Raw genomic sequence first — 23,185 nt, forward strand, 5'->3', positions numbered from 1 at the left:
TCTAGCCTGGAGTAATGCGTGCCGACAGGGGCGGTCGCAGCTGGGCTCGGTCGATGATCATGTTCATCGGCGTGAGTGTGTTGTCCGGAGCGCTGGCGGCCGGGCTGGCGGTGCCGTTCGCGGGCTTCGCCGGCCGTGGCACGGCGAGTGTCGCGGACACCGTCCAAAGCCTGCCCAAGGAGTTCCAGAGCAATCCGTTGGCCGTCCGCAGCCGGATTCTGGCCGCGGACGGCAGCCTGATCGCGACCCTGTACGAGCAGAACCGGCTGCCGGTCAAGCTCGCCCAGGTCGCGCCGGTGATGCGCCGGGCGATGGTCGCGATCGAGGACTCCCGGTTCTACGACCACGGCGCGCTTGACCTGAAGGGCACGCTCCGGGCGATGCTGCGCAACCAGTCCGGTGGGACGGTGCAGCAGGGCGGATCGAGCATCACCCAGCAGTACGTGAAGCTGAGCCTGGTCGAGAAGGCGCGGACCGCCGAACAGCGGGCGAAGGCGACCGAGGTCTCGTACGAGCGGAAGCTGACCGAACTGCGGTACGCGATCGCGGTCGAGCGGGAGCTGTCCAAGAACGAGATCCTCGAGCGGTACCTGAACCTGGCGAACTTCGGCGCCGGCACGTACGGGATCCAGGCGGCCGCGCAGCACTACTTCCGGACCACGGCCGCCGAACTCACCCTCCCGCAGGCGGCGCTGCTGGCCGGCATCGTGAAGAACCCGACCGGGTACAACCCGGTGAACAACCTGGCCCGCGGCACCGCCCGCCGCGACGTCGTGATCAAACGGATGCTCGAACTCGGCGTGATCACGGTCGCGCAGGCGAACCAGGCACTCCGTACGCCGATCGACCTGGCCAAGGTCGAGCCGGTGCCGAACGGGTGCGCCAACTCGCGGTATCCGTTCTACTGCGAGTACGCGGTCTCCAAGCTGCTCGCCAACCCGGCGCTCGGCGCGACCGTCAAGGACCGCGACCACTACCTGAAGACCGGCGGACTGCTGATCCGTACCTCGCTCGACCCGAAGATGCAGGCCGCGGCACAGGCGTCGATCGAGAAGCACACCAAGCCGCGCGACACCGCGGTCGCCGCGATCACGGTGGTCGAACCGGGCACCGGCCTGGTCAAGGCGATGGTGCAGAGCAAGCCGTACGGGAACGGGCGGTACCACACCAACTACAACTACAACGTCGAGAAGTCGTACGCCGGTGGGTACGGTGGGTTCCAGAACGGCTCGACGATGAAGGCGTTCACGATCGCGGCGGCACTGTCCAAGGGCATCCCGATGGACTACCGGATCAACTCACCGGAGCAGATCGACCTGCGGAACCAGCGGTTCCGGACCTGCTCCGGCTGGACCCGCGACCCGACGTACCAGCCGAAGAACTCGACCCACAGCGGTGACCTGACGATGGTCGAAGCAGCGCGGTACTCGACCAACACGTACTTCCTGCAACTGTCCCAGCGGACCGGGCTGTGCTCGATCGCGAGAATCGCCTCGCACCTCGGGATGTACGACGCGCAGTCGATCAAGCCGCTGGACCAGGTGGTGTCGATGACGCTGGGCGTCGGGTACGTGACGCCGCTGATGCTGTCGAACGCGTACGCGACCTTCGCGGCGCGTGGGAAGTACTGCAAGCCGCTGGTCGTCACGTCGGTGCGGGACAAGGCCGGGCGGCCGGTTCCGGGGCCTGGGTTCGACTGCAAGCAGGTGCTGCCGCGGCAGGTCGCCGACGGGGTGAACCGGGTGCTGAGCGCGGTGATGATGCCGGGCGGTACCGGCGGCAAGCTGCGGTTCGGGAGCCGGGACATGGGCGGCAAGACCGGAACGATCCAGCAGAACCTGGCCGTCTGGTTCGCCGGTTACACGCCCAACCTGGCCGCGGCCGCGGTGGTCGCCGACGCCAGCCTGCCGTACACGAACCTGATGTACAGGCACACGCTGAACGGCCGTGACATCGCCGACCCGACCGGTTCCGGTACCGCCGGGCCGCTCTGGGAGACCGCTATGCAGGGAGCTGTCCGCGGCCTGCCGAACGCACGCTTCGTCACACCGCCCCGCAAGATGATCGGCGACCCGAACCCGAAGCCGCCGGCATCCGACAAACCAGGGACCAAGCCGAACCGCTGACATCGGGGAGGGCGTATGACGCTGCACACGGACATTCCGGCACGGACAGAGCTCGAACGGCTGATCGGGGCACGTGATCCGCTCAGTGTCTCGATCTATCTGCCGACCAGCCCGGTCACGCAGGACGCGCAGGCGGACCGGATCGAGCTGAAGAACCTGGCCACGGAGGCGTCCCGGCAGTTCGAGGCGGCGGGTGCGGACCGGCGTACGGCCGAAGAGATCCGGGAGTCGCTGGACGAGTTGGTCGAGGACAACCGGTTCTGGGCCGAGCAGGCGCGCAGTCTGGCCGTGTTCGCGTGGTCGGGCGGCATCACCACGTACCGGCTGCCGAACCAGTTGACCAGTCTGGTCGAGGTGGGGGACCGGTTCTACCTGAAGCCGCTGCTGCGGGCGGTGACGTTTCCGCAGGCGGCGTTCGTACTCGCGCTGGCCGGCGGAGCCGTGCGGCTCGTCGAGGTGACGCGTGACGGTCCGCCGTTCACGGTCGACGTACCCGGGTTGCCGAAGGACGCGGCGTCGGCGGCCGGCAAGTCTTCGATCGCCGACCGGGCGCCGGTCGGCCGGATTCAGGGCTCCGAGGGCCAGAAAGTGCGGCTGCGCCAGTACGCGCGGAAGATCGACCAGGCGCTGCGCGGCGTACTGACCGGGATGGAACTGCCCTTGATCATCGCCGCCACCGAACCGCTGGACGCGATCTACCGGTCGGTCAACACCTATCCACACCTGGCCGCGCCCGGTATCACCGGCAGCCCGGAGGAGGCCACCGACGCGGAGCTCGCGGCGGCGGCGCGGCCCGTACTGGACCAGATCTACGCGCGGCAGCTGGCCGACGTCGGTGAACTGTACGACCAGCGCTTCGCCCAGGGCCGCGCCTCCACCGACCTCGCCACCATCGCCCGCGCCGCCACCTTCGGCGCCGTCGGCACCCTGATCGTCGACATCGACGAAAAACTCCCCGGCCAGGTCGACGAGGAAACCGGCGCGATCACGCCGGCCCCCGACGACGCCACCAGCTACGGCGTCATCGACGAACTCGCCCGCCGAACCCTCCAGTCCGGCGGCCAGGTCCTCGCCGTCCGCACCACCGAAGTCCCCCAAAACACCCCAGCCGCCGCAATCTTCCGCTACCCGTTCTAGAGCTGTCTGAGTTCGGCGCCTGGAACCCAGGTGACGTTGCCGTTCTCGTCGCGGAAGCGGCCTATCCATTGGCCGTGTTCGCGGACCCAGACGTCCAGTACGCCGGCCGACCAGCTGGCCCGCTGTACTGGTAGGGCGGGGTCGACGTGCCGGACCGCGTCGGCTGCCCGCGGTCCGTGCGCGTCGTACTGGACATCAAGATCGGAAGCCAGCTCCCGCGCCTTCCCTTCGTCGTCGATCCCTGTCGCACGCCACCCGTTGACCGCACCGTCCCAGACGCCGAACCTGCTGGTTCCGTCGTCGGACGGGCGAACCGTGAACCGACCAAACATGTTTTCAGATTAACCCCTGATCGAACACATGTTCTAGTCTTGATCGGGACGGGAGGTGTGTGGGATGGGCGACAAGGGTTCGTCTCAGTTTCGGTAGCGGAAGATGATCCGGCCCCGGTCGAGGTCGTAGGGGCTGAGTTCCACCAGGACCCGGTCCTCGGGAAGGATCTTGATGTAGTTCTTCCGGATCTTGCCGCTGATATGGGCAAGTACCTTGTGCCCGTTGCTGAGCTCGACCCGGAAGTTCGCGTTCCGGAGGCACTCGACGACGATGCCTTCCATTTCGATCCCACCTGCGTTTCTGGGCATGATCAGACCTCGTCCCGGTTGACCAGCTCGAGCGCGCGTCCGCTCCGTTGGGCGCCGATCGCTTCGAAGAGCCGCATCGCCGCTTCGTTGGTTTCGTCGACCTCCGCGGTCACCGTGTCCGTGCCGGACCGGTGCAGCCCGCCCAGTACGTGACCGAGCAGAGCTCTCGCGATGCCGTGCCGTTGCTCGGCGGCCAGGACCGCGATCAGGCCGATCCGCGGTCGCCGGGTTCGCGCCGCGATCCGGATCAGCCCGGCGTACCGGCCGTCGCGCAGCGCGACCGTGTAGCTCGCCGGGTCGAGCGGCCGCGTACCGCCTTGCCAGGGCAGCACTTCCGCGGGCATCGTCTGCCAGCCGACGGCCGACTCGACCTCGGCGCGAATCGCCTCATCCAGCTCGCGCAACGGCGTTTCGGCGGGGGTCTCGATGCGCACCCCCGGCGGCGTCTCCGTCGCGCTCAGCCCGGTGATCCGCGGATCGGTCGGTACGACGTACCCGGACTCGCGACGGCAGGTGACAAACCCCGCCCGCCCCCAGCCGGCCATCAGCTCGGCGTCGGTTTCGTCCACCACCGTGTACCTGGGTGCCGGCTGATCGTCCAGCATCGCGACCGCGAGCCGATCGAAGACAGCGTCCCGCCAGGTGTCGATGCTGAGAAAGGTCCGCCCGTCGAGCCGCCGGGCCGCGTAGCCCCGGCCGACGACCAGATCGTTCCGTACCGCGTGCCACTGGTTGTCCGCGACCCGGCAGATCGTCACGGCGCGGGCACCGAGGCCCGTACTGAAAGAGTTCATAGGTGTTTCCCTTCGGAAGTACCGATTTCTGCTGGTACTCCCGACGACACCTACGTCAATCGCCCGCCCGTGACCACGAGTGGGGGAGCACCGACCGCTCTGCAACGTTCATCGGGCCTCACCTCCAACTGTGATGTCACGGACCCCAGCAAGATAACAGCGCATCTACCGGTGTGGGCAACTGGTTTAAAGCTCCGAGCCACGGATGTTTCTGGTCGCGGCGGTTGCGGCCGCGAGCAGGCAGACCAACGCGCATCCGGCGAAGAAGATGCCGGTTCCCCAGGCAGCCGCGACCACGCCGGCGATCGGGTAGAGCAGTGGGCTCAGACCCAACGTACACAGCGAAGTCACCGAACCGACCCGGCCGAGATAGCGGGGCTCGGTCTTGCGTTGGAGCAGGGCGTTGCCGAGCGCCGATGCGACACCGCTGAGTGTTCCGAGTGCGGCAGAGCCGGTGATGAGCAGGCCGACAGTGGTGACCTGCCCCAAGGCGCCGACCAGAACGGCGGTCGCCAGCAGCGAGCCCGCGAGTGCGACGCCCGCTCGCGGGATACGCGTCAGAGCCGTGAGCAGAATCCCGGCGACGGCGCCGCCGATGCTGAACGCGCTGAGCGTCCACCCGAGGACGGCTGCGCTCCAGTGCCGTTCGGCGGTCAGCAGGACCAGGCCGACGCCGACCGGACCGCTGAAGCACAGCTCACCGAGCCCAACCACCAGGACCAGCCGGGCCAGTTGCCGGTTTCGTCGTAGGTGTCGCAATCCGTCCTGGAGGTCGCCCAACGGTGAGCCTGCCGACGGGCCGCTGGGTTGTACTCGGTTGAGGCGCACCACCAGCAGCAGGCCAACGGACAAGCTGAACAGCAGACCGGCCAGACCGAACCCTGCGGCGACTCCGGCAGCGGTCAACACGACTGCTGCGATCATCGGACCGACCGCGTTGCTGAGCCGGACTGCCAGCATCCGCAGCCCTTGAACGCGGCCGAGCTGGCCCGGGTCGGTGAGCCGGCCCGCCAGCGCCCCGACCGCTGGCATGAACAGTGCGTCGATCACGCCAAAGACCAGCGCGATGGCGAACAGCATCGGTAACCCGGCCCCTGCGAACTGCATCAGCGCGGCAGCGCCGAACACGACCAGACACCGGGCGAGGTCGCTGCCCAACACCACTCGGCGCGGTCCGTACCGGTCGGCGATCACTCCGCCGGCCAGCATCAGCACCGCCCGGGGGATGGCGCCGACGGCAAGCACCGCGCCAACCTGGGCAGGCCCGGCCACCCGCGTCACCGCCCAGGACAGAGTCAGAAAGAAGACGACGTCGCCGCCGACGGATGCGGTGTAGGCGGCCGCCCAGCGCAGCACATTGCCGTCCCGGTAGGCGACGACGGGAGTTGAGCTGCTAAGCGTCATCATTCGGCTCTAGCAGTGGAAACGCGTGCAATTGCAGGGCAACGGGTACGCCCGCGGGGTTGTCCCGGTCGCGGTACTTCTTGATCACCGCAGCCAACTCGGCCTTCGCTTCGTTGAGCTCTGCCGGTGTCAGTCGCATCGTGTAGTTGCTGAAGACGGCCGCCGCGTACCACTCGTCCGGCAGCAGCGGTGCCGTGTACGCCAGCCGCCGCAGCTGTTCGCTGTACGCGAGCAGGACCGCGTTCAGGTACGCCCGGCTGTCCTGTCGTTCGCCGGGATCGCTGTCGGCAGGCTGGTGGACGGACGAGCGATGCCGGGCCCGCCACCAGCGGTCGCGCCGGGTGCCGCGCTCGCGGTCCTCCTCGATCAGACCTCCGTCGGCCAACCGCCGCAGGTGGTAGCTCGCCGCGCCTGAGTCGATCTCGTAGTACGCCGCGAGCTGTCGCGCGGTCGACGGACCGCGCTGGCGGAGATGCTCCAGCAGGGTCAGCCGCATCGGGTGCGCCAGCACTCGCAGGGTGGCCGCATCCAGGACGAGGTCGTCCGGTTGATCGCTCATGACTTCAGTCTAAACCCAGAAGAGTTCTTTGCGAAGACTTCTTCTGTCTTTCGATTGGCGTTTGCTCGAACAGATGTTCTATTCTTGGGCCCGACGGGAGGTGTTGAGGATGGGGTACGACAATCCGCCGATCAAGTGGTCGGAGCTGGAGCGGAAGTTGTCGGACCGGTCGCGGCCGGGGAGTCACGGTGGGCGGCCGGTGACGGCCGACGGCGGGGACAGTCCGGCCTGGTCCCAGCATCGAGGTCCGTACGTACCGGACGTGGTGCGCCGGCCGGAGCACTCGGTGCCGTACGCGGAGCTGCACGTGCACTCGAACTTCTCCTTCCTGGACGGTGCTTCCCAGCCGGAGGAGCTAGTCGAGACCGCGGTCCGGCTGGGTTTGCGCGCGCTGGCGCTGACCGATCACGACGGGTTCTACGGCGCGGCCCGGTTCGCCGAGGCCGCGGCGGCGTACGGGTTGCCGACCGTGTTCGGGGCGGAGCTGTCGTTGGACCTGACCGGTCCGCAGAACGGGGTGCCCGACCCGGAGGGCAGTCACCTGCTGGTGCTCGCCGAAGGACAGGAGGGGTATCACCGGCTCGCCGGTGAGATCACCGAGGCGCAGCTCGCCGGCGGGGAGAAGGGGAAGCCGGTCTACTCGCTGGAGCGGCTCGCGGCGAAGGGCGCCGGCCACTGGGTGATCCTGACCGGTTGCCGCAAGGGTCTGGTCCGGCAGGCGCTCGAGCTCGGCGGCCACGCCAACGGGCCGGCCGCGGCCGCGTGGGAGCTGGACCGGCTGACTGCCCTGTTCGGCAAGGATCGGGTGGTGGTCGAGCTGATCGACCACCACCTGCCCACGGACACCACCCGGAACCGGGTGCTTGCCGCCCTGGCCGCCGACCGCGGCCTCCCGGTCGTTGCCACGAACAACGTTCATTACGCCGATCCCAGCCGGCATCAGCTGGCCGCCGCGCTCGCGGCGGTCCGGGCCCGCCGCGACCTGGACGAAATGGACGGCTGGCTGCCGCCGAGCGGGGCGGCGTTCCTCCGGTCCGGCGCGGAGATGACCGCGCGCTTCCATCGGTACGAGGGTGCGGTGGCGCGGTCGGTGACGCTGGCCGATCAGCTCGCGTTCGACCTCGCCCGGGCGAAACCGAAGCTGCCGCTGCGCGACGTGCCCGACGGCCACGACCCGATGTCGTGGTTGCGGGAGCTGACCTTCCGGGGCGCCGCGCGGAGGTACGGGACGCGCGCGGAGCGACCGGATGCGTACGAGCGGCTGGAGCGTGAGCTCGACGTCATCGAGGAGAAGGGATTCCCGGGGTACTTCCTGATCGTCGAGGACATCGTCCGGTTCGCGCACGACCACGGAATCCTCTGCCAGGGCAGGGGATCGGCGGCGAACTCGGCGGTCTGCTACGCGCTCGGGATCACCGCGGTGGACAGCATTCTGTACAACCTTCCGTTCGAGCGGTTCCTGGCCACCACCCGGGCCGAGGAGCCGGACATCGACGTCGACTTCGACTCGGGGCGCCGGGAGGAGGTGATCCAGCACGTCTACGACAAGTACGGGCGGCGCAACGCGGCGCAGGTCGCGAATGTGATCTCCTACCGCCCGAAGTCGGCGGTCCGCGACATGGCCAAAGCACTGGGGTACTCGGTCGGTCAGCAGGACGCGTGGTCGAAACAGGTGGACGGCTGGAGCCCGGAGATCACCTCGACCGAGCACGACATCCCGCCGCGGGTGGTGACGATGGCGACCGAGCTGCTGAAGTTCCCCCGGCATCTGGGTATCCACTCCGGCGGGATGGTGCTGACCGAGCGGCCGGTCGGCGAGGTGGTGCCGATCGAGCACGCCCGGATGGAGAAACGCACCGTTCTGCAGTGGGACAAGGACGACTGCGCCTGGATGGGGCTGGTGAAGTTCGACCTGCTCGGGCTCGGCATGCTCGCCGCGTTGCGGTACTGCCTGGATCTGGTCAAGGAGCAGGTCGGTGAGGGGTGGGAGCTGCACACGATCCCACGAGAGGAAGCCGGGGTGTACGACCAGCTCTGCCGGGCGGACTCGGTCGGGGTGTTCCAGGTCGAGTCCCGGGCCCAGATGGCGACGCTGCCACGGTTGAAGCCGCGCCGGTTCTACGACCTGGTCACCGAGATCGCGCTGATCCGGCCGGGTCCGATCCAGGGTGGCGCGGTGCATCCGTACATCCGGCGCCGGACCGGGGAGGAGCCGATCACCTATCTGCACCCGAAGCTGCAGCCGGTGCTGGAGCGGACGATGGGGGTGCCGCTGTTCCAGGAGCAGCTGATGCAGATGGCGATGGCGGTCGGCGAGATCGACGGCGACGAGGCCGATCTGCTCCGCCGGGCGATGGGTTCGAAACGCGGTATCGAGAAGATCTCGTCGCTGAAGAACAAGCTGTACGCGGGGATGGCGGGCAACGGGATCACCGGGGAGCTGGCCGACGAGATCTACGCCAAGATCGAAGCGTTCGCGAACTTCGGTTTCGCCGAGTCGCACTCGATCAGCTTCGCCCTGCTCGTCTACTCCAGTACGTGGCTGCGGCTGCACTACCCGGCCGCGTTCCTGGCCGCGCTGCTGCGGGCTCAGCCGATGGGGTTCTACTCGCCGCAGTCCCTGGTCGCGGATGCCCGCCGGCACGGGGTCGAGATCCGCCGCCCGGAGTTGCACCGGTCCGGGGTCGACGCCGGGCTGGAGCTGCTGGTCGACGGGCAGCAGCTGACCGGGCCGACCGGGATGGACTCGTGCCTGGCCGACCCGCAGCCGCCGGTCGGTGCGTTCGATCCGGACACTCCCTTCGACACCACGACGCACCGGCGGGACGGCGCGTTCGCGGTCCGGCTCGGGCTGGCTGAGGTGCGGACGGTCGGGGAGAAGGGCGCGAAACTGATCGTCGAGGAGCGGGACCGCGGCGGGCCGTTCACCGAGATGGCCGACCTGGTTCGCCGGACCGGGATCACCGCCGCGCAGGTCGAGGCGCTGGCGACCGCGGGGGCATTCGATTGTTTCGGCCTCGACCGGCGGCAGGCGCTGTGGGAAGCCGGCCGGGCAGCCGAGGAACGTCCCGGTCAGCTGGCCGGCGTCACCGCGGCCGGCCCACCGCCGACCCTGCCCGGGATGAGCGACGTCGAGGCCGACATGGCCGACCTGTGGTCCACGTCGATCACCGCCGGCAGCCATCCGATGCAACGCGTCCGCGACCAGCTCCGCGCCGAAGGCATCCTGTCCGCGGCCCAGCTCAAGGAAGTGCCGAACGGTACCCGCGTTCGCGTCGCCGGCGTCGTCACCCACCGCCAGCGCCCCGCCACCGCCTCCGGCGTCACCTTCATGAACCTCGAGGACGAGACCGGCATGGCAAACATCATCATCACCGTCGGCTGCTGGCACCACCACGCCGCCGTCGCCCGCAACGCCGCCGCCCTGATCATCCGCGGCCGGGTAGAACGCGCCGGCGAAGTCACCAACCTCTCCGCCGAACACCTCCAACGCCTGCCCCTCGCCGCCCGCACCAAGTCCCGCGACTTCCGCTGACCGCGCCACCCGAGTTCGGCCGGGTGGGTGTTGGGGTCGTGCGCTGGGCCCGATTCTCACAGCGGGGTGTGACAGTTCGCCGAGCGTCATCACGGTGGATGCCGGCTCCGGCCGGGGCGATCCTTGGTCGTTCAGGCAGGGGGACGGTGTTCAGCCTGTGTGTCCGTCAACATCGGTGATTCGCAACTGCGATCACGCGCATCCTCCTTCGGCCACTTCGACAGGTCCAGTAGCCCGGTCACCTCGGCGACCCAGGCGCCGTCGCGGACCCTGTCGTCGGTGGCCGTCGGGGCTGCCCGATGTCAAAAGCTGCAGTTTTCCCGATCGTCATTGCGCCGACTGTCGATGTACGGGCAGCATCCTCGTCTGTGACACCGCTGACCGCCCTGAGTGGGAACTCGGGATGGTGCCTTCGGTCGACGAAAGGGAAGCCGCCTCATGACCGCATTGCAGCCCGGAACCGTCGTCCGCCAATGTCTTCGGCGAAGCCCTTTGGTGGCTCGGCGAGGCATCTTCGCGCGATGAGAATTTCTGCTCGGGAATTGAGGTCCAGCCCTCGGCAGGCCTTCGAATCATTACGCACGAGCGAGTCGCCGAGAGTTCTCGTCGTGGGTCACCGCCGTCACGTCTCGATCATCACCGATGCCCGACTTGCCCGCGACATCCTCGCTGACGGTGGCTCCTTTCAGAAGACCGGAAACATCGAGCGGCTCAGGTACGCGATCGGCGACGGGACTGCTTCGTGCCGGTTCCCCAAGGTGGCCGCGCACGGCAATCTGGACGCCTGGCGTAATCAGAAGCGGGCGGCACTGCACCCGGCGTTCGTCCAGGCTCCGCAGAGAGTTGGCCGGATGATCCAGGAGGATGCCGACACGGTCGTCACGGGCTGGCTCGAGACTGGTGCGGCCGACCTCGAAGACCTCATCGGACCCGTCGTACGAAGCTTCGCCTGCATGTACGAACCTCGATCCGCGGATTCGCTGCTCCGGCTCGCTCGAACCGTGGTCAGGACAAGAGCGCAACTCGAGCAGGCAGTCTCATCGCGAGTGCGACTCGGATTCGACCGCGACTTCAGTTGGTCGACCCGGGTCGTGCAGTTGCTGCTGTCGGTCGACTCGTGCGGTCGCGCCGTCCGGGCACGGCGTCAGGCGATGGCTGTCGGAATGGCCGAGTCGATCGGGTCGAGCAGCCCGGCCGGCGAATCGTCCCTGCTGAGTGAGCTCGTCACCTTGGCCGGCCATGTCACCGGAACCAAACCGAGACCCGCGTTGCTCGGGTCGGCTGCCAATCTCTTCTTGGCCGGCTGGGAGAACACCTTGACGGCTGCCATCTGGACGCTCTACCTGCTGGCCGGGCACGGCGAGGTCCAGGAGTGGCTCGCAAGCGCCCCCGACGAGACGAGTCGTCAACGGCGACTGAACGCCACGATCAAAGAAGGCCTGCGCCTCTACCCGCCGGTGTGGTCGATCCCGCGTGAAGTTGCCCATGAACGGCGCATCGGCGACGAAGTGTTCAAGCCGGGCGAATTGTTACTCCTGTCGCCGTGGATCTATCACCATCGGCCGGCAGATTGGCGCGCGCCCGAGAAATTCGAGCCGGCCAGGTTCATGACACATGAAAGCCGAGCGTTCTACATTCCCTTCGGCGTCGGCCCGCGCCGCTGCCAGGGACAGGCAACTGCCGTTCGCCAATTGACGACTCTGGTCGACCGGATATGTGCTCGCGCTCATCTCGAGCTGGTGAACGGTTCGCTGCAGCCCCACTTCGGAATGGTGCAGTACCCGATCGGCCAGGTGCACATATCGGTGTTGGATCGGACCAAGCCTCGGGTGACGGGAGACAGCTGGTGAAAGACGCCGACACCAGTGCACAGTTCATTGCAGAGTTCAAGAATGCTCTGTACGACACCGTGGTGAGATGCCTCTTTGACCCGCGCTATCGATGGCACCGCGCGCATCGCGACAGCATTGACCTGGCTCCGATCTTTGCCCTCGAACAGTCGCTGATGGCCCAACAGCCCGGCCTTGCCGAAACCGCCGTGGTCGCGGCGGCGGTCGAGCTCCTCGAGGAGTTCTCAAGGCCGTACGCTGCCGAGCAGCTTCGGACCCGCTGCCTGTCAGCGGCTGGCGAAGGGGGCGGGAGTATTGAGTGCAAGCCAGTCGGCTTACAAGGCCCACCGACGCCACCGGGTGTCGCCAAGACACTCGTACTCGGCACCTACTTTCCTGGACCGGTGTCGTTCGTCAGAGATCAGCTCCGCAGGCCATGGAATCCCAGACGGAAGCTGAAGAGCGGCGAGAATCTCAGCTACATCGAGCGCACCTGGTTGGCTATGGAGCTTCTGAACGGGGATGGTTCCTATGCCTTCACCGCGCTGGGCCAGGCACGGCGCGAGCTCCGGAACCCGGCTGAGCGGTTGATGCGACTCCTCGACGATGTGGATCGCGTGCTTCTGATCCTCGACAGCGGGACCGGTGTGGCCTTCGAGCTGGGCATCATCTGCGCCCATCCCGAGTGGATGGCGAAAACTGTCGTCCTGCATGACGGCCAGGAGAAGGTCAGCCAAATGATCGAGCTGGGCGCGCTGACGTTGGACGCGCTGCCGGTGGTGCGGTTTCGTACCCAGCAGGAGTTCGAGGGAGTACTTCGCCGGCTCAGTCAGTCGTGGAAGGGGCGCATGGGTCGGGGGGACCTTGCGGATCTGTCCAATCACATGCACGACGCACGCCTGGAGCCGTTGCGATGAATCAGACGGCAGAGCCCGTGCGGATCCGCGAACAGGCCACGGCGATTCGGCAAGCCCGGTGAAGCGCGGAATGGTGTCCGGCCTGCGTTGCGTTCGTCGGGATTGCCAGGGTCCGCTCAAGCTCCTGGCCTCGGAGGAGAATTCTGCTGCCGACGTTCTGACCGGTGAAGCTCGCTGCACCGCTTGCTCGACCAGCTACCCGATTCGTGACGGGGTGCTGGTCCTGAAGATGGATGAGGCGGCGCGGACGGTCGACGGGTGGGAGGAATCCCTCGGGCTCACATCGCCTAGCGCTGCCTACCGACAGCGCTACCTAGATGCTCACTATCGAGACCAGCTGGATGATGTGTCGCCTACGTTGAAAGAGTGGTCGACCTGGGAGCAGGCACACGGCCTGCGCGCGGTGGTCAAGCGATTGCTCGCGCAACTCAAGCCCCACCGAGCCCTGGAGATCGGCTGCGGTGTCGGTGGAACGACGGCGGTGCTCGGCGACTTGGCCGACATCGCCATCGGTGTGGATCTCTCCTTCGAGTTGGCCTTGACCGCCCGCCGGATCTTGCTCGGCGTTCCCACCCCGATGACCGGGTACGACGTGGTGGATGTCGGTGCCCGCACCATCTGGCGGCCCCTTCCGGCCCCGCGGGCTGATCGACCGATCGAAGTCCTGGTCGCCGACGCCACCTCGTTGCCCTTCGGACCTGATTTCGACTTGGTGATCTGTCTGAATGTCCTTGATGCCTCGAGTCATCCACGGCGGCTGCTGGCCGAGATCAGCCGAGTGCTCCAGCCGGGTGGAGTGCTCGTGCTGGCATCGCCATTTCACTGGCGTGAAGAGCACACCGCACCGACCGAAATGATCGGCGCCGAAGCTGGCTCGAGTCCCGGGGAGGCCGTGGTCGAGGAGCTGCACAAGACGAGGCTCGTGGTCGAACAAGTTGTGGAGTCGGTGCCCTGGATGCTGCGGGATCACACCAATTGTGTGCGCGTTTTCGCGACCACGGTCATCGTGGCAAGGAGTCGCGATGAACTTCGGTGACGAGGCACGTGATCGATCGACAGCCAAGGACGACCTCAGTAGTGCTTGGTATGCCAGAGAGCCTGCCTTCGGGAGCAACTTCGCGATCAGACTCTCACTCAGCGAATCGGTCGCGGGGGCGTCCCAGGACGTCGAGGAGGCATTGACCGAGCAGATCGGCCGCGTCAACCTCTATCCCGATCTGGCCGGCGAACCCCTGAACGGCCTCATCGCCGATCACTTCGGGCTTCCCGGTTCGGCCGTACTCGTGACCAACGGCAGTGATGAAGCTCTACTGCTGTCGGCGCTGGCGGCCGTCGGCACCGGGGACCGGGTCCTGTTGCCCGAGCGTACCTACACCGGCTTCAGATACGTTGCCGAGGCCGTCCGGGCGGTGGTTGCCGAAGGCCCCTGTGGGATCGATGGATTGGACGTCGAGCAGTTTCTGGCCATGATGCCGGGCGCGAAACTTGCCTTCATCGCAAATCCACACAACCCGACTGGCCTCCGACTGCCGAATGGTGCGATACAAGAGCTCTGCCGGACCGCGGCAAGGGTCGGTTGCCACCTGGTGGTCGACGAAGCGTACGCCGAGTTCGCTGGGCCGGAGTTCGAATCCGCGCTGGCCCACCTGGACAACGGCGAGACAGCGGTCGTCCGCACTTTCTCGAAGGCCCACGGACTCGCCGGTATCCGATGTGGCTACCTGCTCGCGACCGGTGCCCGGATGGAGGCAGTCCGGAACGTCCGGCGGGCTGTCCCGTTCAGCGTGAGCCGGTTCGCGCTAGCGGCGGCGTCCGCGGCGATCGGCGACTCGGTACGGCTGACGGAAGCTGTCGCAGATACCGCGGCCCACCGTGAGCAGGTCGTCAGGGATCTCCGCGGCGAAGGCATCGAGGTGGTGGACTCCGTGACCAACTTTGTGCTGGCCCACCTTGGACCGGCCACGCAAGCATTGACGGAACGCCTGCACTTTGACCACGGCGTGACCATTCGGGACGCGCGAGCACTGGGATACCCGGGCTGGGCCCGGATCACCGTTTGTCCACCGGCCGACTGGGCAGCGGTCTTCGAGCTGATTCGGGAGAACTTCTCGACCGGAACACGGATGTGGGGATGAGATGGCGAACGATCGCGTGGTCGACAACGGGCTTGAAGGAGTCATGGTCTGCTCGACCGGGCTGAGTCACTACGACGGCATCGGGGGCACTTTCGTCCTCCGGGGCGGCCTGGACATCGCCAAGGCTGCGACGATGCCCTTCGAAACGATCCTCGGGCTGCTGTGGCATGGCACGCCGGTCGATAGGCCTGACCCGTCAGTGGCGGTCCGATTGGCTGATGATCGACAACTTTCACTCGCAACCGTTGGCCTGTTGGAAGCGTTCGCGAGCACCGGCGGCGGCATCGATCTGCTGAAGGCCGCGCTGGCCGTAGAAGCTCTCGACAAGTCCAGTTCCCGCACGCTCGACGTCAACGGCGCTTATCAACTCACGGCGGCTATTCCAGTCATCGTGGCCCAGATCGGGCGACTGGGCGAGGGCAGGCCGGCGGTTCCGCCTCGAGGCGATCTAGGGCAGGCCGCCAACTTTCTCTACATGCTTGCCGGGCAGGCTCCGACAGCCGCGCAACTGCGGTGCCTGGAGACGTATCTGGTGGTGATGGCCGACCATGGCCTGAATCCATCGACCTTCGCGGCCTGCGTCACAGCCTCGGCCGGCAGCGACCTGTGCTCGGCGGTCGTCTCGGCTATCGGGACGCTCAAGGGACAGGCTCACGGAGGCGCGGTCCTCGATGCATGGGAACTGGTTGGACAGGCGGAGCGTCAGGGCGCGGAGGCTGCAGTTGCCAAGCGGCTGGCCGCGGGCGAACACCTGCCTGGGTTCGGCCACCGTGAGTACCGGACCTACGACCCGCGGGCGGTGATCTTCCGCGAGCTGTGCCGGCTGCACAACGAGCGCTTCTTCATTGCGGCTCAGGCGGTCGAGCAGACAGCGCTGGAGCACCTGGCGACGGTCGCCCCGCACCGAACTCTGTCAGTCAATGTGGACTTCTACGCCGGAGGAGTGCTCGAGTCCGCTGGGGTGCCGCCAGGACTCTTCTCGAGTTGCTTCGCGATGGCCAGAGTGGCCGGATGGTGTGCGCACGCTCTCGAGTACGTCGAATCGGGCGGTCGGCTGATCAGTCCGACCTCACAATGGCTGGGAGACCTCGGATGACCGCGCCGGACTGGAACGACTGGCCCGAACTCAGGCGCCCAGGATTCGACACGTCGTACAACATCATGCTCTTCCACCTGGTCCCCGCTATCGCCCGGGCGGGGATCGAGACCGGGATCCTGGAGGCGTTGAACCTGGCCCCACGGACCGCGTCCGAGTTGTCGTCGTCACTGGCCCTTGATTCTCAGGCTGTCGAGATGTTCCTCTCCGCGGCAGAAAGCATCGACCTCTGCCGGCCGACTGGGGACTGTTGGAGCCTCGGCAGCCTCGGGCGACTCTTCAGTCAGGATCACCCGAGTGAGTCGGCCACAGCCCTCACCGCCTACGCGGAACCGTGGCATTGGGCCAACTCACAGCTCTGGCAGGAAGCGGCTCAGTCGATGCGGACCGGCCAGGACGCGTTCCGGCTCATCCATGGGCGGGGGTTGTTCGAAACCCTGGCCGCCGAGCCGACCTTGCGTCGTTCGTTCGACGCCTATACCGACAACCGCACGGAGCACTCCCTCGCGGACGTGGTGGCCGGACTGGATCTTAAGGCAGGAGAGACGCTCGTCGACGTTGGAGGCGGCTACAGCCGTCTCGCTGCGCACGCCGTCGAAAAGTACGGCGTCGGGGCGTTCGTCTTCGACACTCCTGAGGTGGTTCGGGAGGCAGTCTCACGGACTGGCGACAAGAGCCAGGCCCAGTTCGTCGGAGGCGACTTCTTCGTCGACGATCTTCCTGCCGGGGACGTGTACACCCTGAAAGAGGTTGTCCACAACTGGAACGATGAGCAGGCCGTGGCCTTGTTGCGCAACGTCGGCAGGGCGATGCCGGTAGGCTCCAGGATCGCGATCGTCGAGCAATTTCGATCGGCCGCCAGCGGCCATCGCAACGCTCTGCTCAGCTTCGGCATGTTCCTTGCCTTCGGGGGACGCCAGCGCACCAGCGAGCAGTTGGACACGCTCCTCGCGGCTGCCGGATTCGAGCCGTCCCGCGCCGTCGGAATTCGGCACAGCACGTTCGATGTACTGATCGCCCGGAAATTGTGAGCTGTCGGTGGATGCCTTCCGACGGTCGAACGAAAGGAGCGCGATGTCGCTGAGTCTGTCATTGCCGTGTGACACCTGGTGCCAGCGGGTGACGCCCCAGCAGGAACGCCGCCTGATTCACCAGCAGGCCGACCTGGACAAGCTGGGCAGACATCGACCGTTCTACTCAGCCACGATCTTCCGCTATCAGTCGCCCCTCGATCGTGACCGGCTGCAGTCCGCGCTGGCGGAGCTGGTTCGTCACCATGAGGCCTTGCGCTACGTCTTCCATTCACATGACGGAGAGTGGTTCGTGACCTCGGTTCCCGAGGTCGAGGTGGACGTCTTCGAGCTCGTGCCGGATGCCCCGCTGGACGATCCCGACGACAGTTGGCTGCAGAACTACGCCGACTTCGGACCGGGTCGACCGGATCACATCGCTGCCGGCGTCGTGGACATCGGTGCCGGCAGTGCGATCGTTCTGCTCGCGGATCACCTGGTTATCGACGCTCAGTCGTGGTCTTTACTGCTGGCGGATCTCGGATCGCTCTACCGCGGTGACGGCGGCGACCTCGGTCCGGTGGACACGTCAGCACGGGATGCCTTGGACAAGGTCAGGACGGCCTATCAGAAGGCGACCATTCCAGCCTCGTGGCAGCCGGTGGTCGAGGAGATGTCGCGGACTACTCCGTTCGGGTGGGTCGATCTGCCGACCCTAGTCGGATTTGACACTCCCAAATCCGACGCAACCAAAGTCGCCCGGGCGATCGATCTCACCGACGCGGGCCTGGAGCAGGTATGCCATGCCATGCGGCGAACCCGCTTCAGTTTGCTCCTCGCGGCGGTGTACGGAGCGATCTCTCGTACCGTGCCAGGGGAGCCGTCGTTCCTCTATGTGTATCCCTCGTTCAGGGAAGGCCTCCGGCTCGGGAACGCGATGGGCTGGTTCACCGGGCAAGCTCTGCTACGCGTATCCGAGGAAGACTCCCCGGAACGGCGCTGGGCAGCCGCGCAAGCCGACTCCATCGGCGCGTCGATCAATCGCTGGGCAGTCACGGAGCGCATCAACGAGGTCGTCGACGTCAGCCGCCGGTTCGCCGCAAGGCCGAGCCTGTCGGTCGGAATGGACACCGGCGGCCGGGACCTTGACCTCGGTTTGCCTCAGTCGGAAGTCGCGTCCGCGGAGCGAGTCGGCGTGCAGACCCGGGGGCGGATCGCGGTTGAGTTCACTCAAGAGCGCGACCAGCTGGAGTGCGCGGTGAGCTACGAGCCGGTGCGGTTCGCTGCCGAGACGGTGGAGCTCCTGGTACAGGAAATCGTCGACGAACTACTGATCCTGGTCCGGCTCCCCGAACGAGAGCAGGTCGCGCCGTGAACAGAGCGAGAGGTGAGATCTTCAAGCCGCTGTACGACGCCAATTCGATGGCTACGACCGATGTCAGCCGCGGTTGGTCACATCAGCTGGTCGCTTTTACCAAGGCCCATGGCCTGGACGCCATTTGCCACCGAGTACTGGACGATCCCGAACTGCTTGCCGAAGTCGCGGCACGGTCATACCGGCACCAGAACGGGTTCGACAAGATCATCCTCTTCGAGGACGCGGCAGGTGCCCTGATCAAGCTCGACGTTTGGTGGGGAGACAACACCGGCTGGGGTGAGATACACAACCACCGTTTCGACTTTTCGTCGATCGTGCTGCACGGGACGCTGCGCACTCGCCACTATCTGCGGACCGAGCCAGGCGACGGGGAGGGCGTCCGGATCGCGAGGATGGTCGTGCCGCGGCAAGGCGACCAGATCGACAGTGTTGATGGCGGGATGGTGCTGGGATGGGAGGGGGAACAGACGGCCGGGTCGTACTACGACATGGACTGCAGGCTGTTCCATCAGGTGAGCGGCGCGCCTGACGAGCTGACCGTGACATTCGTGGCCCAAGGCCAGGCACGAAGGAACTATTCCGAGGTCGTCACCGAGCTGACGGCGTACCAGGACGTGCCTTATTTCACCCCGGCTGAGCTGGCGGCGAAGCTGCGGCGGCTCGCCGACTTGCGCAAGCCGGCGGTCGAGGGGCCGGCCGGCGAGAACCCACTGTGAGATATACAGGACTGGCTGTAGTTGCGACTCGGTGGAGAAGTGATGACCGAAGAGACTGATTCGTCCAGGGGTAGGCTCACTCGCCTGTTACCCAGTGGCGGACTGCCGCGGCGGCTCTACTTCCAGACATTGATCTTCTCGCTGGGAGCCGGTCTGACCGCCGGTGGCAACGTCGTCTTCTTCGTAAAGTACTTGCGGCTGACAGCCGAGCAGATCGGCGTCGGCCTTTCGGTCGCAATGGCGGTCTCGGCCGCGTGCACCCTGCCACTGGGCAAGCTGGTCGATCGGTGGGGGCCGCGCCGGGTCTGGTTCGGTTGCGCCATCGCGGAGGTCGTCCTGCACCTGCTGTACCCGTTCTCCCAAGCGCTGTGGATGTTCGTCGCGATTCAGGCGATCCTGACGGTAGTAACCTCAACGGGCAACTCCGCTCGTTCGGTCTACTCGTACGCGGTGATCTCCGGTCCCACCAGGGTCAAGACTCTGGCTCATTTCCGCACCGGGTTCAACGTCGGTTTCACCGTCGGCGGGCTCGTTGCTGCCGGCATCCTCCTGTTGCCCTCGGACCGCCTCCTGGTACTGGTGCCGCTGTGCGCTGCTGCTCTCTTCGTCGTCAACACGGTCTACATCGCGAGGCTGCCGAAGGTCGCGAACGAGACCCGCCGGACGAAGCCGAAATCCGAGGCGCCAGGTCGGGCGGCGCTGAGAAATGGAAAGTTCGTGCTCTTCTGCCTCCTCAACGGGCTGATCGGTACCCATCAGACAGTCCTGATGGTGATTCTGCCGCTCTGGATACTCCGCGGAACCTCTGCGCCGCCGTGGGTCGTTCCGGGAATCCTGATCGTGAACACGGCATTGGTCATCACCAGCCAGGTATGGCTGTCTCGCCTCGCCGACACGTTGCGGGGGGCAATTCGTGCCTCGGCCCTGGGGTCTCTGGCTGCAGGCATCGCCTGCGCCCTCCTCGCTCTCACCGGGCACGGGGACGTAGCTGCCGTGATGCTTCTCCTGATTGTGGGTGTCGTAGGCCTGACCCTGTGCGAGATGTGGCAGTCCGCCGGCGAGTGGGGCTGGTTCCCGCACTTCGCCCCGGCCGCCCAACGAGGTGAGTACCAAGCTGTCCTGCGCCTTGCGGCGCAAATCCCGATGTTCCTGGCGCCGGTCGCCTTCACCCAGGTCGTGATCGGCGGTGGACGGGTGGGCTGGATCGCGGTCGCGCTGCTGTACGGCGCCGTGGCGGTCGTGGTTCCGATGCTCGGCCACCGGGTGCGAGCCTGGGATGACGAGGCGTCCGCCACGGTCGAGGAAGGAAGCCGGACGTAACAGATCGGTCCCGGCCGGACGAAGCCCGAGTTTGTGGCTGTTTCCTACTGCTGAGATGAGACAGATGACTGAGAGCGAAGTACAGGTGGCGGTCGCCGAGGTCTGGGCCGAGGTGCTCGGAGTAGAGGGAGCATCCGACGCGCGCGACTTCTTCGAGCTGGGCGGCGATTCGCTGAAGGCCATCGAGTTGCTTTTCGCCCTCGAGCAGCGAGTGGGGGTCGAGGTCGACGCCGGGCAACTGCTGGAGCATCCGTCGCTCGGCGAACTCCAGGACTACGTGGCTTCGCAGTCGCGATGACGACCCCAGGCGACCTGTTCGAGTCGGTCGCGTCGTCGGCCGCGGCCGCCGGTTCGATCCGTGCTGTCGGCGGTGCAGCTGATCTCAGCTACTCCGAGCTGGTTTCGGTAATCGCCTCCGGGGCGAAGGCCCTCTCCGGTTCGGCGTCGGGGCGGGCAGCCGTAGCCGTGGAGGTTCGCAGCCGGAAGAATCAGTGGGAGGCGTTACTGATCGCGGCGGCCGCGGATCGGACCAGCGTGCCGATCGACAATGCCTGGCCAGCGGCGCAGCTGAGGAGTGCAGTGGCAGCGGCCGGCTGCGGCATCGTCATCACCGACGCGCCGGCTGACTCGCGGCTCGCGCAGGTCTCAGGGCCGTCGCTGCACTGGCAGTCTCTGGGAGACCGGCTGTGGGCGGCAGGACTCGCTGGAAATGACGACGTGGATGTGTCCGATGACTTGTATGTGCTCCACACGTCGGGCAGCACGGGGCGTCCGAAGGGTGTCCTGATGCCGGCGGCCGCCGCGCTCGCACACGCCGAATCGGTCGTCGACTGGTTGGAGATCACTGCTGACGACCATGTTCTGCAGTTCGCGAGCATGGTGTTCGACACTTCCCAGGAGGAGATCTGGCCGACGCTCCTGGCCGGCGCGCAACTGGTGACGATGGATGCGGAGCTGCCCGGGTTCTCTCGGTTGGTGCGGACGATCGCTGCGGCGCGAGTCTCAGTTCTCGAACTGCCGACCGGGTACTGGCGAGCCTGGGCAGCAGGAATCCGGAATCTCGCGATCTCGCTCCCTTCGCTCCGGTTGGTGGTCATCGGAGGCGAAGCCGCGTTCGCACGGGATGCGACCACCTGGCGGTCCGGCCCGTTGGGACATGTCAGGTTGATCAACTCTTACGGTCCCACCGAGGCGGGCATCACGACGACCGGCTATGAGGTTCCACCCGAGTTCGCAGATCAATCGCTCGCACCGCTGCCGATCGGATTCGGACTTCCGAGCCGGGTGCTCCGCGTCCAGGCTGACGACGAGGGCCGAGACGAGTTGCTCATCGGTGGGCCGACTCTCGCACGCGGATACCTCGAGCGCCCTGAGGAGACCGCACGCGCCTTCGTCGAGTTCGAGGATCAGCGGTTCTACCGCAGCGGCGACGTAGTCCAGCGCGGATCTGGCGGACTACTGACGTTCCATGGCCGTCGGGATCGCCAGGTGAAGATCCGAGGTTCGAGGGTCGAACTGGACGCCGTGGAGGCACAACTGCGTTGTCTTCAAGGTGTAGCCGATGCTCAGGTACTCGCCGGTCGGAGCGTGCGAGGAGACACAGAGCTGGTGGCACTGCTGGCTACGGCGGACGGTGCGCCACTTGCCGTTGACGGGGTACGCGCAGAGCTTGGTGGCACTGTGGCCGACCCGATGATTCCTCGGCGGTTCTATACGGTGCCGAAGCTGCCGAGGACGGCAGCTGGCAAGCCGGACATAAGTTGGGGCCGCGAACTCGCGGCAGAGGTGTTCGTCGGTTTGGACTTCGCGCAGTGAGCGACAGACCGCCGCCACGATGGTGGCGTGGGATCGACCTGTCGACGGCACCCACTGACACCCCGGTCGCAATCGGCGGCGCAGTCGATCCGGAAACCTTCCTGGATGCCCTCGATCACGGCGTCTCCGTGCTACCCACCGAACTCCCTGCGGTGACGAGCTACAACCGATGGAAGTTTCATGCTGCCGTCGACAGCGGATCGATCTCGGTACTGTCGGGCGGTAGCGACCCGTACAGCTGCCTGTGGTGGTGTCCGGATCCCCGGATGGCTACTGCGCCGCAGACGGTCCATCTGTGGAGCAAGGCCCGACGGGCGATCCGGCGAAACCAATTGGTGACCACTGTCGATGCGGCCTTTCCCGAAGTACTGGAGCGATGCCGCGAAGCTCACTGGCCGACCTGGCTCACGCCGGACATGATGGCGACCTATCACGAGTTGTTCGCCCGAGGAGTCAGCTTCTCGAGCGAGGTGTGGCGAGGAGACCGGTTGCTCGCCGGCGCGATCGGAACCTGCCGGGGTTCGGTCGTCTCGATCGACACCCTGTTCCACCAGGAGCCGGAGATGTCGCGGGTCGCGGCCGCAGACATCGCGCGGCGTTGCCAGGACTCCGGATACCACTACCTCGATTTCCAGGTGGACAGTCCGTTCGCGTCGTCGCTCCGGGTTGGCTCGATGCGCCGCGCTGAATTCCTCACACTGGTCGGCGGAACACGACCGCCGAGCCTTCCGAAGCAACCTCTCGCCGCCGAGCGTCTGCTGCCACCGGATTGA

General features: G+C 66.5%; 20 protein-coding genes. 15 read left to right on the top strand and 5 right to left on the bottom strand.

Going from position 1 to position 23,185, the window contains the following annotated elements; all coding sequences use genetic code 11:
- The first annotated feature begins 14 nt into the window (after nucleotides 1-14).
- Both HDA44_RS05550 and HDA44_RS05555 read left to right on the top strand, forming a co-directional pair.
- A complete protein-coding gene (locus HDA44_RS05550) occupies nucleotides 15-2,126 on the top strand; it encodes a transglycosylase domain-containing protein (RefSeq protein WP_184831902.1) in 2,112 nt (703 codons plus the stop codon).
- A 15-nt stretch (nucleotides 2,127-2,141) separates the two neighbouring features.
- The gene (locus HDA44_RS05555) at nucleotides 2,142-3,263 is read left to right on the top strand and encodes a baeRF11 domain-containing protein (RefSeq protein WP_184831904.1); all 1,122 of its coding nucleotides are present in this window, start codon (nucleotides 2,142-2,144) and stop codon (nucleotides 3,261-3,263) included.
- On the opposite strand, the gene HDA44_RS05560 is transcribed toward HDA44_RS05555, so the two are convergent.
- The 5 genes from HDA44_RS05560 to HDA44_RS05580 all read right to left on the bottom strand — a co-directional run bounded on the left by HDA44_RS05560 (nucleotide 3,260) and on the right by HDA44_RS05580 (nucleotide 6,661).
- Nucleotides 3,260-3,595 (bottom strand): hypothetical protein, encoded by a 336-nt coding sequence (locus HDA44_RS05560; protein WP_184831906.1) that lies wholly within the window; start codon nucleotides 3,593-3,595, stop codon nucleotides 3,260-3,262. The genes HDA44_RS05555 and HDA44_RS05560 overlap by 4 nt on opposite strands.
- Before the next feature lie 84 nt (nucleotides 3,596-3,679).
- Nucleotides 3,680-3,904: a translation initiation factor IF-1 gene (gene infA, locus HDA44_RS05565; protein WP_184831908.1), complete on the bottom strand. Its 225-nt coding sequence runs from the start codon at nucleotides 3,902-3,904 to the stop codon at nucleotides 3,680-3,682.
- A gap of 2 nt (nucleotides 3,905-3,906) precedes the next feature.
- Nucleotides 3,907-4,698, bottom strand: coding sequence for a GNAT family N-acetyltransferase (locus HDA44_RS05570; protein ID WP_184831910.1), 792 nt, complete (start codon nucleotides 4,696-4,698; stop codon nucleotides 3,907-3,909).
- Nucleotides 4,699-4,884: 186 nt separating this feature from the next.
- Nucleotides 4,885-6,102, bottom strand: a complete 1,218-nt coding sequence (locus tag HDA44_RS05575; RefSeq protein WP_184831912.1) for an MFS transporter — start codon at nucleotides 6,100-6,102, stop codon at nucleotides 4,885-4,887.
- On the bottom strand, nucleotides 6,092-6,661 hold the full coding sequence (locus tag HDA44_RS05580; RefSeq protein ID WP_184831914.1) for a winged helix-turn-helix domain-containing protein: 570 nt from the start codon (nucleotides 6,659-6,661) through the stop codon (nucleotides 6,092-6,094). Before HDA44_RS05580 ends, HDA44_RS05575 begins: the two co-directional genes overlap by 11 nt.
- Nucleotides 6,662-6,770: 109 nt before the next feature.
- On the opposite strand from HDA44_RS05580, the gene HDA44_RS05585 reads away from it, so the two are divergent.
- The 13 genes from HDA44_RS05585 (at nucleotide 6,771) to HDA44_RS37890 (ending at nucleotide 23,185) form a co-directional block, all read left to right on the top strand.
- Nucleotides 6,771-10,196, top strand: coding sequence for an error-prone DNA polymerase (locus HDA44_RS05585; RefSeq protein ID WP_184831916.1), 3,426 nt, complete (start codon nucleotides 6,771-6,773; stop codon nucleotides 10,194-10,196).
- A 473-nt stretch (nucleotides 10,197-10,669) separates the two neighbouring features.
- The gene (locus HDA44_RS05590; protein WP_184831918.1) at nucleotides 10,670-12,046 is read left to right on the top strand and encodes a cytochrome P450; all 1,377 of its coding nucleotides are present in this window, start codon (nucleotides 10,670-10,672) and stop codon (nucleotides 12,044-12,046) included.
- Nucleotides 12,043-12,942, top strand: a complete 900-nt coding sequence (locus HDA44_RS05595; RefSeq protein ID WP_184831920.1) for a hypothetical protein — start codon at nucleotides 12,043-12,045, stop codon at nucleotides 12,940-12,942. The genes HDA44_RS05590 and HDA44_RS05595 overlap by 4 nt, the downstream gene beginning before the upstream one ends.
- Before the next feature lie 58 nt (nucleotides 12,943-13,000).
- Nucleotides 13,001-13,978, top strand: a complete 978-nt coding sequence (locus HDA44_RS05600) for a methyltransferase domain-containing protein (protein WP_184831922.1) — start codon at nucleotides 13,001-13,003, stop codon at nucleotides 13,976-13,978.
- The gene (locus tag HDA44_RS05605; protein WP_184831924.1) at nucleotides 13,965-15,077 is read left to right on the top strand and encodes a pyridoxal phosphate-dependent aminotransferase; all 1,113 of its coding nucleotides are present in this window, start codon (nucleotides 13,965-13,967) and stop codon (nucleotides 15,075-15,077) included. The genes HDA44_RS05600 and HDA44_RS05605 overlap by 14 nt, the downstream gene beginning before the upstream one ends.
- A 1-nt stretch (nucleotide 15,078) precedes the next feature.
- Entirely contained in the window at nucleotides 15,079-16,173 is a 1,095-nt protein-coding gene (locus HDA44_RS05610; protein WP_184831926.1) for a citrate/2-methylcitrate synthase, read from the top strand.
- Nucleotides 16,170-17,204 (top strand): methyltransferase, encoded by a 1,035-nt coding sequence (locus HDA44_RS05615; protein ID WP_184831928.1) that lies wholly within the window; start codon nucleotides 16,170-16,172, stop codon nucleotides 17,202-17,204. Before HDA44_RS05610 ends, HDA44_RS05615 begins: the two co-directional genes overlap by 4 nt.
- Before the next feature lie 43 nt (nucleotides 17,205-17,247).
- On the top strand, nucleotides 17,248-18,558 hold the full coding sequence (locus HDA44_RS05620) for a condensation domain-containing protein (protein WP_184831930.1): 1,311 nt from the start codon (nucleotides 17,248-17,250) through the stop codon (nucleotides 18,556-18,558).
- The gene (locus tag HDA44_RS05625; RefSeq protein ID WP_184831932.1) at nucleotides 18,555-19,277 is read left to right on the top strand and encodes a hypothetical protein; all 723 of its coding nucleotides are present in this window, start codon (nucleotides 18,555-18,557) and stop codon (nucleotides 19,275-19,277) included. The genes HDA44_RS05620 and HDA44_RS05625 overlap by 4 nt, the downstream gene beginning before the upstream one ends.
- A gap of 42 nt (nucleotides 19,278-19,319) precedes the next feature.
- The gene (locus HDA44_RS05630; RefSeq protein ID WP_184831934.1) at nucleotides 19,320-20,597 is read left to right on the top strand and encodes an MFS transporter; all 1,278 of its coding nucleotides are present in this window, start codon (nucleotides 19,320-19,322) and stop codon (nucleotides 20,595-20,597) included.
- 64 nt (nucleotides 20,598-20,661) lie between these two features.
- Nucleotides 20,662-20,895, top strand: coding sequence for an acyl carrier protein (locus HDA44_RS05635; protein ID WP_184831936.1), 234 nt, complete (start codon nucleotides 20,662-20,664; stop codon nucleotides 20,893-20,895).
- Nucleotides 20,892-22,412 carry an AMP-binding protein gene (locus HDA44_RS05640; protein WP_184831938.1) on the top strand — a complete coding sequence of 507 codons (1,521 nt, stop codon included), beginning with the start codon at nucleotides 20,892-20,894 and terminating at the stop codon, nucleotides 22,410-22,412. Before HDA44_RS05635 ends, HDA44_RS05640 begins: the two co-directional genes overlap by 4 nt.
- On the top strand, nucleotides 22,409-23,185 hold the full coding sequence (locus tag HDA44_RS37890) for a hypothetical protein (protein ID WP_184831939.1): 777 nt from the start codon (nucleotides 22,409-22,411) through the stop codon (nucleotides 23,183-23,185). Before HDA44_RS05640 ends, HDA44_RS37890 begins: the two co-directional genes overlap by 4 nt.

Source organism: Kribbella solani, assembly GCF_014205295.1.
GTDB lineage: Bacteria > Actinomycetota > Actinomycetes > Propionibacteriales > Kribbellaceae > Kribbella > Kribbella solani.

Coding starts and splice junctions, on each gene's coding strand:
- HDA44_RS05605 (WP_184831924.1), top strand. CDS start 13,965: ATGAACTTCGGTGACGAGGCACGTGATCGATCGACAGCCAAGGACGAC.
- HDA44_RS05590 (WP_184831918.1), top strand. CDS start 10,670: ATGTCTTCGGCGAAGCCCTTTGGTGGCTCGGCGAGGCATCTTCGCGCG.
- HDA44_RS05635 (WP_184831936.1), top strand. CDS start 20,662: ATGACTGAGAGCGAAGTACAGGTGGCGGTCGCCGAGGTCTGGGCCGAG.
- HDA44_RS05585 (WP_184831916.1), top strand. CDS start 6,771: ATGGGGTACGACAATCCGCCGATCAAGTGGTCGGAGCTGGAGCGGAAG.
- HDA44_RS05555 (WP_184831904.1), top strand. CDS start 2,142: ATGACGCTGCACACGGACATTCCGGCACGGACAGAGCTCGAACGGCTG.
- HDA44_RS05620 (WP_184831930.1), top strand. CDS start 17,248: ATGTCGCTGAGTCTGTCATTGCCGTGTGACACCTGGTGCCAGCGGGTG.
- HDA44_RS05580 (WP_184831914.1), bottom strand. CDS start 6,661: ATGAGCGATCAACCGGACGACCTCGTCCTGGATGCGGCCACCCTGCGA.
- infA (WP_184831908.1), bottom strand. CDS start 3,904: ATGCCCAGAAACGCAGGTGGGATCGAAATGGAAGGCATCGTCGTCGAG.
- HDA44_RS05615 (WP_184831928.1), top strand. CDS start 16,170: ATGACCGCGCCGGACTGGAACGACTGGCCCGAACTCAGGCGCCCAGGA.
- HDA44_RS05575 (WP_184831912.1), bottom strand. CDS start 6,102: ATGACGCTTAGCAGCTCAACTCCCGTCGTCGCCTACCGGGACGGCAAT.
- HDA44_RS05630 (WP_184831934.1), top strand. CDS start 19,320: ATGACCGAAGAGACTGATTCGTCCAGGGGTAGGCTCACTCGCCTGTTA.
- HDA44_RS05640 (WP_184831938.1), top strand. CDS start 20,892: ATGACGACCCCAGGCGACCTGTTCGAGTCGGTCGCGTCGTCGGCCGCG.
- HDA44_RS05550 (WP_184831902.1), top strand. CDS start 15: ATGCGTGCCGACAGGGGCGGTCGCAGCTGGGCTCGGTCGATGATCATG.
- HDA44_RS05570 (WP_184831910.1), bottom strand. CDS start 4,698: ATGAACTCTTTCAGTACGGGCCTCGGTGCCCGCGCCGTGACGATCTGC.
- HDA44_RS05610 (WP_184831926.1), top strand. CDS start 15,079: ATGGCGAACGATCGCGTGGTCGACAACGGGCTTGAAGGAGTCATGGTC.
- HDA44_RS05560 (WP_184831906.1), bottom strand. CDS start 3,595: ATGTTTGGTCGGTTCACGGTTCGCCCGTCCGACGACGGAACCAGCAGG.